Below are 18439 nucleotides of genomic sequence, written 5' to 3' on the forward strand. Positions count from 1 at the left end.
AGCCGTGCGCGCAGCGACGATGGCCGACATCGCCCGGCGTGCCGGCGTGTCCCGGATCGCCGTCTCGTACGCCCTCAACAACCGTCCCGGCGTCTCCGCCGACCTGCGCCAGCGCATCCTGCTCATCGCGCGCGAGCTCGGCTACCGCGCCAACGGGCCCGCGCTGGCCCTGCACGGCGCCGCGGCCCACGCGATCGGTCTGGTGCTGCTGCGCTCGTCGGCCGCGCTGACCGTCGAGGTCTTCCGGCGTCAGCTCATCGCCGGCATCCAGGCCGAGCTGGCCGGGCGCGGGTTCGGCCTGGCGCTCCAGCTCGTCGCCGATCTCGAGGAGGAGGCACAGGTGCACCGCCGGTGGAGCGCCGAACGCCGGGTCGACGGGGTGCTGATCTGCGACCCCCGGGAGGACGACCCGCGGCTGGCCGAGGTGCGCCGGCTGGGGCTGCCGGCCGCCCTGATCGCCAGCACGCCCGACGACGGCCTGCCCGGCGCCTGGTGCGACGACACCGGCTGGACCCGGGAGTTGGTGGCGTACCTGGCCGGCCTGGGACACGTCCGGGTGGCCCGGGTCAGCGGCCCGGCCGGGATGGTGCACACCACGATCCGGGACGAGACGATGGCCCGGTCCTGCGCCGAGCGGGGGATGGCGCTGACCATCGTGCGGGCCGACTACACCGGCGGCGCCGGCGCCGAGCGCACCCGCGAGCTGCTGCGGGCGCCGGACCGGCCGACCGCGATCGTGTACGACAACGACGTCATGGCCGTCGCCGGGCTCGGGGTCGCGGGGGAGCTGGGGCTGGCCGTGCCGGCGGATCTGTCCATCGTGGCGTGTGAGGACTCGCCGCTGTGTCAGGTCGTGGGGCCGCCGTTGACGGTGATCCGCCGGGACATCGCCGCGTACGGGGGGCTGGCTGCGGCGCAGCTGTTCGCGGCGCTCGACGGGGACGTGCGGCCGCCGGTACGGGCCGAGAGCGGGCGGCTCGAGGTGCGCCGCAGCACCGGGCCGGCCTGACTTCCGGCATTGACAGATATCGAAAGGTTCCTTTACCGTTCCGGCTTACTTACTCGGTTAAGAGGAGGTAGGCATGCGCAAGGCAACCGCGCTCGTCGCCGTCGCCGTCCTGATCGCGACCGTTCTCGGGGTGCACCGCGCCGAGGCGTTCCCGGCCACCGGCCGGGACCAGCTGATCAGCTACCTGTCCGGCATCTCCGGGCGCCACACCATCTCCGGCCAGCACAACCGTGAACCCAACACCGACCCCACGAAGTACACCCGGACCGCCCAGGCCATCACCGGCCGGACCCCGGGCCTGTGGGGCGGCGACTTCCTGTTCCTGCCCGAGGACGTCAACGCCCGCCAGACCATGGTGAGCGAGGCGATCCGGCAGTGGCGGGACGGCTCGGTGGTGGCGCTGACCTGGCACCTGTGCCCGCCGACGACCGGCCCGACGTGCAACTGGGACGCCGGCGGGGTGCTCAGCCACCTGTCCGACAGCCAGTGGAGCCAGCTGCTCACCGACGGGTCCGCGCTGAACACCGCCTTCCGGCGGCGGCTCGACGAGGTGGTGCCGTACCTGCGGCAGCTGCGGGATGCGGGCGTACCGGTGCTGTGGCGCCCGATCCACGAGATGAACGACGGCTGGTCCTGGTGGGGCGGCCGCCCCGGGGCCGGCGGCAGCCGCCGGCTCTACCAGATCGAGCACGACTACCTGACCGCGCAGGGCCTGACCAACCTGGTCTGGGTCTGGAACGTCAAGGACCTGTCGATGGGCGCGATCGCCGACTACTGGCCCGGCGCGTCCTACGTCGACGTGGCCAGCCTCGACGTCTGGGTCAAGCTGGAGCCGAGCGCGGCCGACTACCAGGCGCTGCTGGCCGTCGCGGGCGGCAAGCCGATCGCGCTGGCCGAGGTGGGCCGCGTGCCGAGCCCGGCGCTGATGGACGCGCAGCCGCGCTGGGCCTGGTGGATGGTCTGGGCCGAATGGCTCACCGACCCGGCGTACAACACCGACGCCGGCGTGCGGGCGAGCTACCTGAGCCCGCGGGTGCTCAACCGCGGCGGGATCACCATCGGCGGCCAGGGCGGGACGGCGGCCGGCAAGATCCGCGGCGTCGCGAGCGGCCGGTGCGTGGACGTCCAGGCCGCCGACCCCGCCAACGGCACGCCGGTGCAGCTCTACGACTGCGACGCCGGCGGCACCGCGCAGGCCTGGACGGCGGGGACCGACGGTACGGTCCGGGCGCTCGGCAAGTGCCTCGACGTGACCGGCGGAGGGCGGGCGGACGGCACCCGGGTGCAGATCTGGGACTGCGTCGCCGGCAACCCGAATCAGCGCTGGGTGTTCGACGCGCAGGCGCAGAGCCTGGTCAATCCGGCCAGCGGGCGATGCCTGGACGCGGTCGCCGAGGGCACGGGCAACGGGACCCGGCTGCAGATCTGGACCTGCAACGGCAAGGGCAACCAGCGGTGGACGGTGCCGGCCTGAGCTCGTCCGCTCAGTCGGCCGGTGGCGGCGCGGTGCTGGCGCGGGCGACCAGGTGGGCGGGCTCGTCGAGCCGGCTGTGCACCTGCTCGCCCGCGATGGCCGCCAGCAGCAGCCGGGCGGCGTTCGCGCCGTACGCGACGATGTCGCGGGTGAGCGCGGTCAGCGGCGGATGCACGAGCCCGCAGATCGGCGAGTCGTCCCAGGCCACGATGGACAGGTCCGCCGGCACGGCGAGACCCAGCTCCTGCGCGGTGGCCAGCCCGGCGATCGCCATGATGTCGTTGTCGTACACGATCGCGGTGGGCCGGGGGCGGGCCGCCACCAGCTCCCGGGTCGCCCGCGCGCCGGCCTCCCCGGTGTAGTCCGTCCAGACCGTCGTCGCCCCGGTGATCCCCAGCCGCTCGCAGCTCGCGGCGAAGGCCCGGCTGCGGGCGCCGGTGTGCGCCAGCTCGGGGATGCCGGCCACCCGGGCGATCCGGCGGTGACCCAGCCCGGCCAGGTGCTCGACCGCCTCGGTGACCGACACCGCGTCGTCGGACCAGAGGCTGGGCAGCAGCTCGCCCTCGGTCGGCGGGCCGACCACGACGGCCGGCAGCCCGATCCGTGCGACGGCCGGCACCCGCGGGTCCTCCGCGCGGACGTCGCACAGCAGCACACCGTCGACCCGGCCCTCGATCCACCACTGCCGGTACACCTCGATCTCGGCCGCCGGGTCGTCGTCGGGCACCATCTGCAACAGCAGCGCGTACGAGCGGGTGGACAGCTCGGCCTCCAGCCCGCTGACCAGCTCCATGAAGAACGGCTCCACGCCGAGCGTGCTGGCGGGCCGCCGCAACGCCAGCCCGACGACCTTGGCGGGCGCGCCGGCCAGCGCCCGGGCGGCGGCACTGGCCCGGAAGCCGAGCCGGTCGGCGATCGCCAGGATCCGCGCGCGGGTCTGCTCGGAGACGCCGGGCCGGTCGTTCAGCGCGTACGACACGGCCCCCTTGGAGACCCCGGCCTCACGGGCGATATCGGCGATCGTCGGTCTCTTCACCCCCGTGACCCTAGGGCAGATAGCCGAGCCGCCGAGCCGTGACGACCGTCTCGACGCGGCCGTGGGTGCCCAGCTTGCGCATGGCGTTGCGCAGATAGCTCTTGACCGTCTCCGGCAGCAGGCCGAGCCGGCGGGCGGCCTCGGCGTTGCCGCAGCCCACCGCGACCATGGCCAGCACGTCCAGCTCCCGCGGCGACAACGGGTTGGGCGACCGGGCCGGCGCGCCGGACTGGGCGAGCAGCGCGCACACCTCCTGCAGGCGGGACCGCAGGGCGGGGTCGGCCACCTCCTGGGCGATGGTGCGCAGGTCGGCGTGCGCCTGCCGGACGTCCTCCCACTCGGGGGCGGCCGGGCGGGGGCGGGTCAGGGCCGCCGTCGTCTCCAGCTCGGCGATCCGGCGCTGCACCTCCCGGCGGACGGTCAGCTCGGTGCCGACCCGGGCCGCCACCTGGCTCATCGCGTCGAGGGCGCGGGTGTCCACCGCGAGCGGCTCGCGCGTGCCGGCGTAGAGCACCGCCAGGACCGAACCGCCCACCACGACCGGCACGGCGGCGATGGCCCGCAGCCCCTCGGCGGTGACCGGCTTGTCGTACTCGTGGCTGATCCGCGGGTCGGCGGCGTAGTCCTCGACCCGGGCCGGCCGCGCCGTGCTGACGACCTGCCCGCCGAGACCGTGCCCGGCGCTGACCACCAGCCCGTGCAGGGCGGCGGTCATCGTGCCGGCGAACGCGGTCAGCCGCATGGCCCGGGCATCCGCGGCCACGGCGCCGCCGAACGCGACCGGCAGCCCGGTGACCCGCCGGACGCGACCGAGCGCGGCGGACAGGTCGGCTGTTTCGAGCACGTCACCAGCATGTCGCGCACCGGGTGCGAGGTCCACCCCTGATCGGGGGTGGCGCCGCCCGCCGGACCGGCCCATGCTGCAGAAATGCTGTCCTATGCCTCCGGAACCTCCGACGTGCCGCTGCTCGGCGAGACCATCGGCGCGAACTTCGAACGCACGGTCGCCACGCACGGCGACCGCGAGGCGCTGGTGGACGTGCCCACCGGCCGCCGCTGGACGTACGCGCAGCTCGACGAGGCGGTCAACGAGGTCGCCCGCGGCCTGCTGGCCCGGGGCATCGAGAAGGGCGACCGGGTCGGCATCTGGGCGCCGAACTGCGCGGAATGGGTCATCACCCAGTACGCGACGGCCAAGATCGGCGCGATCCTGGTGAACGTCAACCCGGCCTACCGGACCCACGAGCTGGCCTACGTGCTCCGCCAGTCGGGCCTGCGCCTGCTGGTCAGCGCGGTCGCGTTCAAGACGAGCGACTACCGCGGCATGATCGCCGAAACCGGCTTCACCGCGACGGTCTTCATCGGCACCACCGACTGGGACGACCTGATCACCGCGGGCCGGGGCGCGACGCTGGACGAACGGGCCGCGACGCTGGCCTTCGACGACCCGATCAACATCCAGTACACCTCGGGCACGACGGGCTTCCCCAAGGGCGCGACCCTGTCGCACCACAACATCCTCAACAACGGCTTCTTCGTCGGCGAACTGGTCGGCTACACCGAACGGGACCGGATCTGCATCCCGGTGCCGCTCTACCACTGCTTCGGCATGGTGATGGGCAACCTGGCGGCCACCTCCCACGGCGCGTGCATGGTGCTGCCGGCCCAGGGCTTCGACCCGGCGGCCTCGCTGCGGGCGGTCGCCCAGGAGAAATGCACGTCCCTGTACGGCGTCCCGACGATGTTCATCGCCGAGCTGGGCCTGCCCGACTTCGCCGAGTACGACCTGTCGTCCCTGCGCACCGGGATCATGGCGGGCTCGCCGTGCCCGGTGGAGGTGATGAAACGGGTGGTCGCGGAGATGCACATGACCGAGGTGGCGATCTGCTACGGCATGACCGAAACGTCCCCGGTCTCGACGATGACCCGTCGCGACGACGGCCTGGACCGCCGCACCGAGACGGTGGGCCGGGTGATGCCGCACCTGGAGTCCAAGGTGGTCGACGCGGCAACCGGCCGGCCGGTGCCCCGCGGACAGGCGGGAGAACTGTGCACCCGCGGGTACTCGGTGATGCTCGGCTACTGGGACCAGCCGGAGGCAACCGCGGAGGCGATCGACGAGGCCCGCTGGATGCACACGGGCGACCTGGCCACGATGGACGCCGACGGCTACCTGAACATCGTCGGCCGCATCAAGGACCTGGTCATCCGTGGTGGCGAGAACGTGTACCCGAGGGAAGTGGAGGAGTTCCTGTACTCCCACCCGGACGTGTCGGACGTCCAGGTGATCGGCGTCCCGGACCAGCGGTACGGCGAGGAGCTGATGGCGTGGGTGGTGATGCGCCCGGGCGCGGAGCCGTTGACGGCCGAGGCGGTGCGGGAATTCTGCCGGGGGAAGTTGGCCCACTTCAAGGTGCCGCGGTATGTGCATGTGGTGGAGGGCTTCCCGATGACGGTGACGGGCAAGGTGCGCAAGGTGGAGATGCGGGAGCGGGCGGTGGAGATCTTGGATCTGCATGATGCTGCGGGGGTTCGTAACGCTTAGGGGCGCCTTGGAGGTGGGCGGCTCGATGTCGCCGGCCTCCGCTTGGCGGGTCGGCGGCTGTTGGTTCGGTGGTTCGGTGGCTCGGCCGCTCGGCCGCTTGGCCGTCCGCCCCGGGCCCTGCCGCCGGGCTCGTTCTGGTTTGTCCGCGACCGCGGTTGTTTCTTGTGTCGGTTGTCGTGACCGTGGTTGACGCTCCTCCCAGTTGTCCTCAGCCGCTGGTGTCCTCGATCCCGGCTATCCCCGGTCGAGGTATTCGCCGGGCGGCGTCGCGTCCGTGGACTGGCGCTTGGTCTGTTCCGCCTCGCGGAGCTGCACCCGACGGATCTTGCCGGAGATCGTCTTCGGCAGGTCGGCGAACTCGATCCGCCGCACCCGCTGGAAGGGGGACAGGTGCGCGCGGCAGTGCGCGAAGATCGACTGCGCGGTCTCGTCGTTGGCCGGCCAGCCCTCCGCCAGCACCACGTAGGCCTTCGGCACGTTGAGCCGCAGCGCGTCCGGTGACGGCACGATGGCGGCCTCGACCACGGCCTCGTGCTCGATCAGCACGCTCTCCAGCTCGAACGGCGAGATGCGGTAGTCCGAGGCCTTGAAGACGTCATCGGTACGGCCGACGTAGGTGATGTAGCCGTCCGCGTCCCGGGAGCCGATGTCGCCGGTGTGGTAGTAGCCGTTCGCCATGGTCTTGGCCGTCAACTCGGCGTCGCCGTGATAGCCGACCATCAGCCCCAGCGGGCGGGGATCCAGCTCGAGGCAGATCTCGCCCTCGTCCCGGTGCTCGCCGGTCATCGGATCGATGAGCGCCACCCGGTAACCCGGTACGGGTCGGCCCATCGAGCCCGGCCGTACCGGCTGCCCGGGGGTGTTCGCGATCTGGACCGTCGTCTCGGTCTGGCCGAAGCCGTCGCGGATCGTGACACCCCAGGCCTTCTGCACCTGCTCGATGACCTCGGGGTTCAGCGGTTCGCCGGCGCCGACCACCAGGCGTGGCGGGTTCCGCAGCACGGAGAGGTCGGACTGGATGAGCATCCGCCACACGGTCGGCGGCGCGCAGAAGCTGGTCACCCCGCAGCGTTGCATCTCGTGCAGCAGCCGGGGCGGATCGAACCGGGTGTAGTTGTGGATGAACACGCAGGCCTGCGCGTTCCACGGGGCGAAGACGTTGCTCCACGCGTGCTTGGCCCAGCCCGGCGACGAGATGTTGAGGTGGATGTCGCCCGGCTCAAGGCCGATCCAGTACATGGTGGACAGGTGCCCGACGGGATAGGACGCGTGGGTGTGCTCGACCAGCTTCGGACGCGCGGTCGTCCCGGACGTGAAGTAGAGCAGGATGGTGTCGGTCGCCCGGGTGACGCCGTCCGGCGTGAAGGCGGCCGAGCCGGTGTAGGCGTCGGCGAAGGCGTGCCAGCCGTCGACGGGTGCGCCGACCGCGATGCGGGTGACCTCCGTACCGGCCTCGGCGAACCGGTCGGTGGCGGAGGAGAGCGCGATGACGTGCTGCGCGCCGCCGCGGGTCACCCTGTCCTTGGCGTCGGCCGCCCCGAGCAGCGGCGTCGCCGGGATGATGACCGCACCCAGCTTCATCGCCGCGAGGATCGTGTCCCAGAGCTCCACCTGGTTGCCGAGCATCATCACGATCCGGTCGCCGCGCCGGACCCCGCGCTCCCGCAGCCAGGAGGCGACCCGGTTCGACCGGTGCGCCATCTCGGCGAACGAGAACCGCTGCTCCGAGCCGTCCTCCTCGACGATCCACAGGGCCGGATCGTCGTTGCCCTCCGCGATCACGTCGAACCAGTCGAGCGCCCAGTTGAACTCGCCGAGCTGCGGCCAGCCGAACCGCGCGTAGGCCTCGGCGTAGTTCTCCCGATGCTCCAGCAGGAAGTCCCGGGCCTCGCGGAACGCCGCCGTACCGTCATTCGCCGCCATGTCTCCTCCTCGGGCCGGTCCGCGTCAGCCTGCCTCGCCGTGGGGGTCGGCCGCCACCCCCGGGCGGGGGTGGCGGCTTCGCCGTCACTCGGCACACGTCAGGTCGGTCGCCGGCAACCGGCCACTTCCCAGGTACGCGTTGACGGCGTCATCGACACAGCCCGCCTGCCGGAAGAGGTACACACCATGGGTCCGCGCCCCCTCCAGGACGATCATCCGTGAGCCGGTCAGCGTCCGGTGCAACGCCTGCGCGCCGGGCAGCTGGGAATTGACGTCCTTCTCGGCCTGCACGATCAGAGCGGGTACGCCGTTGTGCACCGCCACAGGCCGCACGGCGGGCGGTCGGGGCCAGAAGGCGCAGGGCGTGATCGTGCGAGCGAGCGGCTCGAACAGCGGCGAGGCGGCCCGGTGCCGCTGGATGTCACGCCAGTAGACCTCCGGGTCGCGGGGGACGGCGGCGTCACCGCAGAGAATCGCCGTCTGGGCGGTGTGCGTCGCCGAACCCGCGCCCCGCAGGAGGCTGGCCAGCGTCGCCGACATCTCCTCGGTGGGCTGCACGGGCACTCCGCCGGCGGCCCGGGTCAGCACGCCGACGACCTCGGCCAGCTCCTCGTTCTCCGTGTCGTCGGTCAGCGGCGCGGTCAGCAGAGCCGGCACCAGCGTGTCGTCCACCGCGTACGGGCCCACCGCGAGCGGGCGCCGGGCGGAAGCCGCATAGACGCGCCGGACGGTGTCGAGCACGGCCCCGGCCGTTGTACCCAGGTGGTAGTCGGCGTCGCGCTCGGCGGCCCACACCGCCCACTCCCGCAGCCCAGCCTCGCGTCCCGCCGCCGTGTTACGCAGCACGCGGGTGCCGGACAGGGCGGGATCGATCGCGCTGTCCAGCACCATCCGGTCGGCCCGCCGGGGGAACAGCTGGGTGTAGACAGCGCCGAGGTAGGTGCCCTGCGAGTAGCCCAGGTAGGAGATCTTCGGCTCGCCCAGCGCCTCCCGGATCCGGTCCATGTCGCGGGCCATGGCTGCCGTCGACGCGTGGCGCAGCAACTCGTGGTCGGCCCGTGAGCAGCCGCGGGCGAGGCTGCGGTCAAGGGACACCATCGCGTCGAAGCCGGCCCGGTCGGCGCCCGCCGACCGCGGCAGCCAGTACGCGGGCCACCGGCAGTCGACCGGTGTGCTGCGCCCGGCAAAGCGGGGGTCCATGCCGATCAGGTCGAAGCGTTCGCCCGTCGCGCCCATCGCGGCCCGGGCGAGCGGAACCCGGTCGAGCACCGGGGACGCGGGACCACCGAGGTTGATGATCAGGGAGCCGATGTGGTGCGCGCCGTCGGCGCCTCGGCTGCGGGCGATGGCCACGGCGATGGTCCGGCCGTCCGGCTTGGCGTAGTCGAGCGGCACGGTCACGTCGGCGCACTCGACGCCGGCCTCGTCGAGGGCGCGACCTTCGGCGTCATCCGGCCCCAGGGCGCACGGGTGCCAGGAGATCGCGGATATTGTCTGATGTGGAGCCGCGCCGGGCGGAGCGGCGACCAACGTCCCGGCGGTCAGGGTCATGGCGGCGATGACGCCGAGGCTGGCGGTGACGGTCAACACATTGCACTCCTCGTGTGAGCGGATGATCGGCAGAAGTGAGCCGGCGCGGCAGGTACTGTCGGCAGACCCGGACGGCGTCAGGCGTCGCTGTGGTGCAGCCGCCATGCCCCCAACGCCAGCAACCCGGCGGCGTAGAGCAGGAGGACGGCGAAGCCCGGCCCCGCGGCGAGCGACGTCGAGTCGTGGTGGACCGTGGTGATCGCGAGGCCGGCGGGGGCGGGCGACCAGCGGTACACGTCCTCGGCCAGGCCCGTGGGAAGGAAGCCGGTCAGCAGTTGTGGCCCGACCAGGACCCCGAACACCGCCGTGACGCCACCGGCGGTATGGCGCAGGGTCGCGCCCACGCCCAGCCCGATCACCGCGACCACGGCCAGATACAGCGCGGCGCCGACGATCGCCCGCGCTGCCCCGGGCTCCGAGAACGAGACGTCGAGGTGCTCCGCCGCCAGCACGGACTGGCCGGCGATGAAGGCGCCGACCACCGCCGGCAGGCTCACCGCGAAGACCACGCCGGCGAGCGCCGCGGCCTTGCCTGCGAGGACCGGGACACGCTGGGGAACGGCTGCGAACGTCGTCCGGATCAGGCCGTGGGCGTACTCGTTCGTGATCACCAGGACCCCGAGCACCCCGACGGCGAACTGCGCGACCTGGACGCCGGCGAGACTGACGCCCACCGCGTCGAAGCCCGCCGGATCGGCCGGTGGGCGGGAGACCCGCACCATCGCGTAGAGGATGCCGAAGCCGACGATCAGGGTGACGGCGCTGAGCAGCGACCAGGCGGTGGAGTAGACCGAGCGGAATTTGATCAGCTCGGCGCGCAGCACGCTCATCGGTCGGCCCCGTCTCGGGCCGGGGAGCGGAACTCGGTGGCCGCGCCGGTGAGGTCGACGAACGCGTCCTCCAGCGAGCTGTGGCCGGATTCGGCGATCAGGCTCGCCAGGCCGGTGTCGGCGACCAGGCGGCCCTTGCCGATCACCACCACGTGCTCCGCGGTCAGCGCCATCTCGGTCATGAGGTGGGAGGAGACGAAGACCGTGCGGCCCTGGCCGGCGAGATCCCGCAGGAGACCCCGGACCCAGCGGATGCCCTCCGTGTCGAGGCCGTTGAGCGGCTCGTCGAGGATCAGGGTGTGCGGGTCGCCCAGCAGTGCGGTCGCGATGCCGAGCCGCTGCTGCATGCCGAGCGAGAAACGGCCGGCGCGACGCCTGGCCAGCTCGGTCAGGCCGACGGCGTCGATGACGTCCAGGACCCGGGACCGGGGCAGGCCGTTGGACCGGGCGAGAGCCAGCAGATGGTGGTACGGGCTGCGACCCGGATGCACGGCTCGAGCTTCCAGCAGCGCGCCGACTTCCCGCAGCGGCGTGCGATGAGCCGCGTACGCCCTGCCGTTCACCGTCACCGAGCCGCGGGTCGGCCGGTCCAGCCCCAGGATCAGCCGCATCGTCGTCGACTTGCCGGCGCCGTTGGGCCCCAGGAAGCCGGTGACCATGCCCGGCCGGACGGTGAAGGTCAAGTCCTCCACCGCGTACCTGTCGCCGTACCGCTTGGTCAGGTTTGTTGCCTCGATCATGACGCCCTCCTCCGTGGCCGCCTCCCAGGTTTCCGGCCCGGCGGTCCGCCGTCAGTGGGGTGTGCGCGCTGCCGAGGGTGGGGATTTCCCTACCCTCCGCCCGCGGTTTTCCGGATGGCCCCGCCCGCCCCGGCTGCTTACGGTCGACGACGTGGACATCTGCTTCTTCCCGATGGACCGCATGACGACCGGGCGGTCGATATGCCACCTCCTGATCGGCGCCGCGCTGTCGATGCTCGCCGCCGCCATGTTCACCTTGCTGGTGATCCTGTGGGGCGCGGCGCTCGTCAGCCTGGTGAGCGGCCCGTCCGGCGGCGCGCTGCTGGTCGTCCTCTACGTCCTCGCCGGGCTGACCCTGCCGCTCGTCCTCGCCTGGTTCGTGCACGAGGTTGCCGTGCTGCACCGGTTGCGGTTCCAACGCCTGCTCGACGTCACCATCCCCGAGCCGGCCTGGACCCTGCGCAGCACCGGACGCCAGCTCGCCTACCACACCTGGGCGTTGTTGATCGCCGTGCCCGCGACGGCGCTGATCCTGGCGCCGCCGGCGGCCCGGCGCTTCGTGCGCCACGATCGGGACACGGCCAGACGCCTGCTCGGGCCCACCAACGTCGAGATCCTCAAAGAGCGGGTGGACTGGCTGCGGCGCAGCCGCGCCGAGATCGTCCTGGCCACCGACGAGGAGCGTCGGCGCATCGAACGTGACCTGCACGACGGCGCGCAGCAGCGGCTGTTGTCCCTGGCTCTCAATCTCGGCATGGCCCGGGAGGCGATCACCGAGCCGTCGCCCGAGGCCGATGCGATCGTGGCGGCGCACGACGAGGCGCTGTCGGCGCTGAGCGAGCTCCGTCAGTTCGTGAGGGGACTGCATCCGGCGGTGCTCAACGACCGCGGTCTGGACGCCGCCATCTCCGGTCTCGCCGCGCGGGCGAAGATCCCGATCCACGTTTCCGTCACGGTGCAGCCACGCTGCCCGCCGTCGATCGAAGCAGTGGCCTACTTCGTCGTTTCCGAGGCGCTGACCAACGTGGCCAAGCACTCGCGAGCGCTGATCGCCTCCGTCACCATTACTCGCCGAGGGAGCAAATTGCATATCGAGGTCGCCGACGAGGGCCGCGGTGGCGCCACCGCCAAGCCCGGGGGCGGAATTGCCGGACTGATCCAGCGGACCGCCTCGGTGGACGGCACACTGACGCTGAGCAGCCCGGTCGGCGGCCCGACGGTCATCAAGGTGGTGCTGCCGTGCGGCTGATCCTGGCGGAGGATTCGGTGCTGCTGCGCGCGGGGCTGACCAAGCTGCTCACCGATGGCGGCTTCGATGTGCTGGCCGCCGTGGGCGACGGCGAGGAGCTGCTGCGCTCGGTCGCGGAGCACGAGCCCGACGTGGTCGTCGTCGACGTCCGGATGCCGCCGACCCACACCGACGAGGGCATCCGCGCCGCGCTGGCGATCCGCGGCCGTTATCCCAAGATCGCGATCCTGGTGCTGTCGCAGTACGTCGAGGAGCGGTACGCCCACGACCTGCTGTCGGCGGCCACGAGCTCGGTCGGCTATCTGCTCAAGGACCGGGTGGCCCGGGTTCGGGACTTTCTCGATGCGTTGCGCCGGGTGGCTGACGGTGGCACGGCGCTCGACCCGGAGGTGGTCGGTCAGCTCATGGTGCGCCGGCGGCCCGACTTCCGCGCCCGGTTGACCCCCCGCGAGCTGGAGGTGCTGCGACTGATGGCCGAGGGACGCTCCAACAACGGGATAGTCGACACGCTCGGCGTCAGCCACAGCGCGGTGGAGAAGTACGTGAGCAACATCTTCGCGAAGCTGGACCTGCCGCCGACCGACACCGATCACCGCCGCGTCCTGGCGGTCCTCAAGTATCTCGGAGACAGGTAGGGGCAGCCGATGACCAGCAAGCAACGCAGGACCCCACGGGCCGGTGAGGCCGTCCGGCGGGGCCGCCACCACGGATCGGCCGAGCGGGATCGCGTGCCCGGGCGCTGCCAGGGGGCTCGCCGCGCGCCGCGCCGAGCCCCGCCCGAGCTATCGGATCGGGCTGGTCTCGCTGAGCTCGAACTCCTCGTCACGGCTCTCCGGCCGCACCGGCGGCTGCCTGCGCAACGCCGCCGTCGCCTCGGCCTTGGCCAGCGCCACCGGGAAGCCGCGGGTCGCCCGCCACAGCTTGACGATCAGCAGCGCCTCGAAGCCCACGAGCAGCGTGCCCGCGACCACCGAGGTGGCGATGACCTGTCCGGTCAGCGGGCCGATGATGAAGACGGTCATCTCGAACTCGATGCCGCTGAACAGATGCGTCCGGATGCGGCGCTGCAGCAGCGCGGCGCGGAAGCGGGCGCGCAGTCCGTGCGGAGGCATCGGCATGTCGGTCAGCGGTTCTTCCGATGCCGTGCCGCGCGCCTCCTCCAGCAGCTCGCGCATGCTCTGCCGGGTCTTCGCCATCTGCTGGGAGTTCAGGTAGCGGAACAGATCCAGGAACGTCACCACGACCAGCGTCCAGAGGAATGCCACGTGTCCGGTGCGCGCCCACTGGCCGCCGAACAGGGCGGCCGCGCACATGAACACGCGGAGCCGGTCGAACATGAAGTCGAACCAGGCCCCGAACATGGAGCCGGTCCCGTTCAGCCGGGCCACCTTGCCGTCCATGCAGTCCACGACGAAGCTCAGGTGGAACAGCGCCGCCCCCGCGATCAGCCACCAGCGGTCCTGGGCCAGGAAGCACGCCGCCGATCCCACGCCCAGCAGCATCGCCAGCACGGTCAGCAGGTTCGGGGTGATCCACCGGTAGGGGGCGACGAGGCGGACCAGCCTCGCCGCGAGCGGATCGACGAGCAGAACGGTCCACCACGCATCCCGGACCTTGTAGGTCTGCTCGCGGATGTCCTGCAGTGAAGAGCGACGCACCATAACCGGTATCAACGGCTCGGCCGAGACGCGGAAACTACTTTTGCCCGTTTTGTGACTAGTTGGTGTCCTGAGTTGTCCACAGTCGCGTCAATGACAGGTTACAAGCCGGATCGTGCAGAGTACGGTCCGTTCATGGTCGACGGTCGATATCGGACCGGCCGCACGGCAGCCCAGGACGGCCCCGACGGCCTCGCCTCCACGGTGGATCCGGGGGCTTCCGTGGCGGCTCTCGATCGGCCCGCCGACACCCCGCTCGCCGACCCGGCGGCGGTGCACTTCGACGACGAGGAGCGTCCCGCCCGGGCGCTGACCGGCCGGATCGGCATCGGCGTCGCGGTCGTCGCCTTCGCCGTCGCGCTGCTGGTGCTCTGGCAGGTGTTCCGGCCGCTCGCCCAGGGCAGCCAGTTCTACCTGATCATCTTCTTGTCCGGCACGCTTCCGCTCGTCTTCCTGGTCTACCGCGCCGGCTCCCCGATCAGAAGGACGAACGACCCCGCACCCCAGCGATGGCGGGAGACGGCCGGGTCGCCGGGACCGGCGAACGGTGTCCACCCGAGCGAAGAGAGGGAGAGGAGAAGGGAGGAGGAGCGGAGGGCTGGAAGGAGCGGGCCGCCAAAACCGGCAGATGGGCTCAGCCCGGTCGAGGACCAGGAGCGGGAGCGGAGGCAGGAGCGGCAGCGAGACCAGGAGCAGCAGCGGGACCAGGAGCCGCAGCCGAGGACGGGAAGGCCCGGACCGCCGGGGCCGGCGGACGACCTCAAGCCGGTCGAGGACCAGAAGCAGGAGTCGGACGAGGAAGAGGAACAGGAACAGCAACCCGGAAGAACGGAACCCCCAGCCCCGACGAACCACCTCGAGCCGTCCGAGAAGCCGGTCGAGACCAGGGACCGGAACGAGACCAGGGACAGGAAAAGGCCGACGGAAGGGAAAACCACCCGCCGAGACCTCCCCACCCCCCTCGACTGGACCCTGGCCGCCCTCACCCTGCTGGTCTGCCTCTACCCGCTCAACCCCCTCACCGGCGGCTACAACGAGTTCCTCAACCGTCAGGGCCTGCTCGACACCGCCGACGTCATCGCCGGCGCGGTCCTGCTCGTGCTCGTCGTCGAGGCCTGCCGCCGTACCACCGGATTGGCCCTTCCCGTGGTCTGCCTGGCCTTCCTGGCCTACGGCTACTACGGCGGCCTGCTGCCGCAGGACTGGTCCATCGCCCACTCCGGCCTGGACTTCGCCCAGATCGTCGACGCGCTCTACAACTCGGGCAGCGGCTTCTACGGCACCCCGCTGGATGTGGCCGCCACCTACATCGTGCTGTTCACGATCTACGGGGCCGTGCTGGACCTGTCGGGGGCGAGCCGCTTCTTCGTCGACCTGTCCGTCGCGGCGTTCCGCAAGTCGCGCAGCGCTGCCGGGCGTACCGCCGTCGCCGCCGGCTTTCTGCTCGGCACCGTTTCCGGTTCCGGAACCGCGACGGCCGTCAGTGTCGGCGCGGTCACCTGGCCGTTGTTGCGCCGGGCCGGTTATCCGGCCGAGCAGGCCGGCGGCATGCTCGCGGCCGCCGGGGTCGGGGCGATTCTCTCCCCGCCGACGCTGGGGGCGGCCGCGTTCATCGTGGCCGAGTACCTCGACGTCTCCTATCTGACCGTGCTCGGCTGGGCGATGATTCCCACCGTCCTGTACTACCTGGGCATTCTGCTCGCGGTCGAGATCGACGTGCGGCGGTTCCGGGTGCGGCCCGTCGAGGTGCCGCAGGTCAGCGTGTGGCGGCTGCTGGGCCGCTTCGGCTACCACTTCTCGTCGCTGGTGATGATCGTCGTTCTGCTCGCCGTCGGGCAGAGCGCCACCCGGGCGGTGGTCTATGCGACGCTGCTGGCCGCGGCGCTGTCCTTCCTGGACCGGCGTTCCTGGCTCACCCCGGGACGGTTGTTCGCCGCGTTGTCGGCCGGTGTCCGCGGCGTGCTGCCCGTGGTCGCCGTCTGCGCCGCCGCGGGCATCATCACGGCGACCACGACGAAGACCGGCCTCGGCGCCCAGCTGGCGTCGTTGCTGGTCGGCGGCGCCCGCGCGGTCACCGACAACCCGACCGCGGTGCTGGCGCTGACCGTCGTGCTGGCGGCCGTCGCGCTGGCGATCCTCGGGCTCGCCGTGCCGGTCACCGCCAGTTTCATCATCGGCTGGGTGATCATCGGGCCGGCGCTGCTGGCGCTCGGCGTCTCGGCGCCCGCCGCCGCGATGTTCGTCTTCTACTACTCGGTGCTGTCCGAGGTCACGCCGCCGACCGCCCTCGCGGCGGTCGGCGCCAGCGCGATCACCGGCGGCCGCACCGTGCCCACGATGTGGCAGGCGCTCAAGTACGCGCTGCCCGCGTTCCTGGCACCCATCGCGTTCGTGCTCACCGACCCCGGCGAGTACCTGCTCGCCCGCGGCCCGGCGACCGGCATCGTCTGGGCCACGGCCGTCGCCGTACTCGCGGTGGTCGGCCTGGCCGTGGCCACCGGCGGCTGGGTGCCCGGCGTCGGCGCGGCCGGACCGGCCAGCCGCGTCCTGGGCGGGCTCGCCGGGCTGCTCCTGCTCTATCTGGCGCCGTTCACCATCGCGGCCGGCGCCGTCGCGCTCGCTCTCGCTGCGGGGATCGCCATCATCCATCGAACGGGGAGGACCACGCCATGAGGAAGACTTTCGCGCTGGCCGCCGCCGGCACGCTCGCCGCCGCCGCGCTGACCGGGTGCGGCGGCAAGCAGGACGCCGCCACGCAGGACACCGGCGGCGCGGTGACCTGCGAGGTCGCCAAGGAGACCCGGATCGGCATCGCCACCGGCAACGCGACCGGCGTCTACTTCGCGCTCGGCAACGCGTTCGCCGAGCAGATCGGCGCGGCCGGCGGCAAACTCAAGGCGACGGCGTCGGAGACCGGCGCCTCCGTGCAGAACATCCAGCAGCTCGTCGCGGGCGAGTTCGACGTGGCGTTCTCGCTGGCCGACAGCGCCGCCGACGCGGTGAACGGCGTCAACAGCTTCACCACCAGGCAGCCGGTGCAGGCGCTCGCCCGCATCCACACCAACTACACGCAGGTCATCGTGCGCAAGGCGGCGGGCATCAAGGACGTCGCGGGCATGAAGGGCAAGCGCGTCTCGACCGGCTCCCCCAAGTCCGGCACGGAGGTGATCGCCAAGCGGATGCTGAAGGCGGCGGGCCTCGACCCGGACAAGGACATCCAGGCCCAACGGCTGGACCTGGTCAAGACGGTCGACGGGATGAAGGACGGCTCGATCGACGCGCTGTTCTGGTCGGGTGGCCTGCCCACCCCGGGCATCACCGACCTGCTGACCACGTCGGCCGGGCAGGTGCAGTTCCTGGACGTCACCGGCCTGCTGCCGGAACTGCAAAAGATCAACCCTGTCTACGAGACGGGCACGATCCCGGCCGCCGCCTACAAGACCCCGGCGGACGTGCCGACCATCGTCGTGCCGAACCTCCTGCTCGTCCGCGACAACCTCGACGCGAACGTGGCCTGCGTGCTGACGAAAACCCTGTTCGAACGCAAGCCGCAGCTCGAACAGGCCAACGCCGCGGCGAAGGAGATCAGCCTGGACAAGGCCCGCAGGACGGAGCCGGTGGTGCTGCACCGCGGCGCGGTCGCGGCCCTGGACAAGCTGAACGCTCCGCGCTAAAGGAAAGATCAAATTCTTGAGGGCCATGTCGTGCCTGGTTGCATGGTGCTGACCGTCGCTCCCGCCGATTGCGGGGTCCGTGCTTTGTTCCAGTCGGTTTCTGGTGGGTGCATGGTGGGGCTGGGGGCGGGGATGCCTCACTCCGGGAAGTCAGGTTGATCCGCGCTTAGGAACATCCCGCCAGGCCGTGGTGTGGTCCGGTCGGGTGCCCTTCGCGGGCGGGTCTGCGGTGGCAGCCGGTGGTTGCCGCGCCATGGGTCTTGGCCGCGGCTCGGTGGCTTGCGCCTCCGGCCTCAGTCGATCGGCGACCGGCGCGACCGGCGACCCGCGACCGGCGACCGGCGACCGGCGGCGACCGGCGACCCGCGCGACCGGCGACCGGCGACCGGCGACCGGCGGCGACCCGCGACCGGCGACTGGCGACTGGCGGGTCTCGGCCCCTGTCGGTCAGGTGCTTCGTCACTTCCGGTCGGCGTCGCCTCCGCCCCGGCCGAGGCGACATGGTGTTCGCGGGTTTCCGTGCTCAGCTTCCCAGTCTCGCGCGGAGTGCTCCGACCACGTTCGCGGCCCCGACACCCTTGGGAGCTCTGACCCGCGCTGGATCTTGTGGCCGCAAGGCCTCCAAATGGACAGCGACTCATCAAGATCCGGGGCGAGGGGGCGAGGGGGCGAGGGGGCGAGGGGGCGAGGGGGCGAGGGGGCGAGGGGGCG

13 protein-coding genes and 1 pseudogene are annotated in these 18439 nt (G+C 71.8%); 7 read left to right on the plus strand and 7 right to left on the minus strand.

Annotation, left to right across the window (positions count from 1 at the left end):
* The first annotated feature begins 4 nt into the window (after positions 1-4).
* Together Ani05nite_RS05760 and Ani05nite_RS05765 are read left to right on the plus strand one after the other, a co-directional pair.
* On the plus strand, positions 5-1009 hold the full coding sequence (locus Ani05nite_RS05760; protein WP_239129351.1) for a LacI family DNA-binding transcriptional regulator: 1005 nt from the start codon (positions 5-7) through the stop codon (positions 1007-1009).
* Between the two features lie 73 nt (positions 1010-1082).
* Positions 1083-2483 (plus strand): glycosyl hydrolase, encoded by a 1401-nt coding sequence (locus tag Ani05nite_RS05765; RefSeq protein WP_203765790.1) that lies wholly within the window; start codon positions 1083-1085, stop codon positions 2481-2483.
* A 10-nt stretch (positions 2484-2493) separates the two neighbouring features.
* Here Ani05nite_RS05765 and Ani05nite_RS05770 read toward each other — a convergent pair whose 3' ends face one another.
* Positions 2494-3519, minus strand: coding sequence for a LacI family DNA-binding transcriptional regulator (locus Ani05nite_RS05770; protein ID WP_203765791.1), 1026 nt, complete (start codon positions 3517-3519; stop codon positions 2494-2496).
* Between the two features lie 10 nt (positions 3520-3529).
* A complete protein-coding gene (locus tag Ani05nite_RS05775; RefSeq protein ID WP_239129353.1) occupies positions 3530-4363 on the minus strand; it encodes a LuxR C-terminal-related transcriptional regulator in 834 nt (277 codons plus the stop codon).
* An 84-nt stretch (positions 4364-4447) separates the two neighbouring features.
* Here Ani05nite_RS05775 and Ani05nite_RS05780 point away from each other — a divergent pair, with 84 nt between their 5' ends.
* Positions 4448-6064: an AMP-binding protein gene (locus tag Ani05nite_RS05780; protein WP_203765793.1), complete on the plus strand. Its 1617-nt coding sequence runs from the start codon at positions 4448-4450 to the stop codon at positions 6062-6064.
* Between the two features lie 234 nt (positions 6065-6298).
* On the opposite strand, the gene Ani05nite_RS05785 is transcribed toward Ani05nite_RS05780, so the two are convergent.
* The 4 genes and pseudogenes from Ani05nite_RS05785 to Ani05nite_RS05800 all read right to left on the minus strand — a co-directional run.
* A complete protein-coding gene (locus Ani05nite_RS05785) occupies positions 6299-7987 on the minus strand; it encodes an AMP-binding protein (protein WP_203765794.1) in 1689 nt (562 codons plus the stop codon).
* A gap of 84 nt (positions 7988-8071) precedes the next feature.
* A complete protein-coding gene (locus Ani05nite_RS05790) occupies positions 8072-9577 on the minus strand; it encodes an alpha/beta fold hydrolase (protein WP_203765796.1) in 1506 nt (501 codons plus the stop codon).
* Between the two features lie 77 nt (positions 9578-9654).
* Entirely contained in the window at positions 9655-10407 is a 753-nt protein-coding gene (locus tag Ani05nite_RS05795) for a hypothetical protein (protein ID WP_203765798.1), read from the minus strand.
* A gap of 116 nt (positions 10408-10523) precedes the next feature.
* Positions 10524-11147: pseudogene (locus Ani05nite_RS05800) on the minus strand (ABC transporter ATP-binding protein); the annotation flags it as partial.
* Positions 11148-11160: 13 nt separating this feature from the next.
* Here Ani05nite_RS05800 and Ani05nite_RS05805 point away from each other — a divergent pair.
* Both Ani05nite_RS05805 and Ani05nite_RS05810 read left to right on the plus strand, forming a co-directional pair.
* Positions 11161-12396: a sensor histidine kinase gene (locus tag Ani05nite_RS05805; RefSeq protein ID WP_239129354.1), complete on the plus strand. Its 1236-nt coding sequence runs from the start codon at positions 11161-11163 to the stop codon at positions 12394-12396.
* Complete coding sequence (locus Ani05nite_RS05810; protein ID WP_203765801.1) at positions 12387-13031, plus strand: response regulator transcription factor; 645 nt, start codon at positions 12387-12389, stop codon at positions 13029-13031. Before Ani05nite_RS05805 ends, Ani05nite_RS05810 begins: the two co-directional genes overlap by 10 nt.
* A 147-nt stretch (positions 13032-13178) precedes the next feature.
* Here Ani05nite_RS05810 and Ani05nite_RS05815 read toward each other — a convergent pair whose 3' ends face one another.
* Entirely contained in the window at positions 13179-14057 is an 879-nt protein-coding gene (locus Ani05nite_RS05815) for a CDP-alcohol phosphatidyltransferase family protein (protein WP_203765802.1), read from the minus strand.
* A gap of 132 nt (positions 14058-14189) precedes the next feature.
* On the opposite strand from Ani05nite_RS05815, the gene Ani05nite_RS05825 reads away from it, so the two are divergent.
* Together Ani05nite_RS05825 and Ani05nite_RS05830 are read left to right on the plus strand one after the other, a co-directional pair.
* Positions 14190-16727 carry a TRAP transporter permease gene (locus Ani05nite_RS05825; protein WP_239129355.1) on the plus strand — a complete coding sequence of 846 codons (2538 nt, stop codon included), beginning with the start codon at positions 14190-14192 and terminating at the stop codon, positions 16725-16727.
* Positions 16724-17728 carry a TAXI family TRAP transporter solute-binding subunit gene (locus Ani05nite_RS05830; protein ID WP_203765803.1) on the plus strand — a complete coding sequence of 335 codons (1005 nt, stop codon included), beginning with the start codon at positions 16724-16726 and terminating at the stop codon, positions 17726-17728. The genes Ani05nite_RS05825 and Ani05nite_RS05830 overlap by 4 nt, the downstream gene beginning before the upstream one ends.
* The last annotated feature ends 711 nt before the right edge of the window (positions 17729-18439 follow it).

The sequence above is a fragment of the Actinoplanes nipponensis genome (genome assembly GCF_016862275.1).
Taxonomy (GTDB): Bacteria; Actinomycetota; Actinomycetes; order Mycobacteriales; family Micromonosporaceae; genus Actinoplanes; species Actinoplanes nipponensis.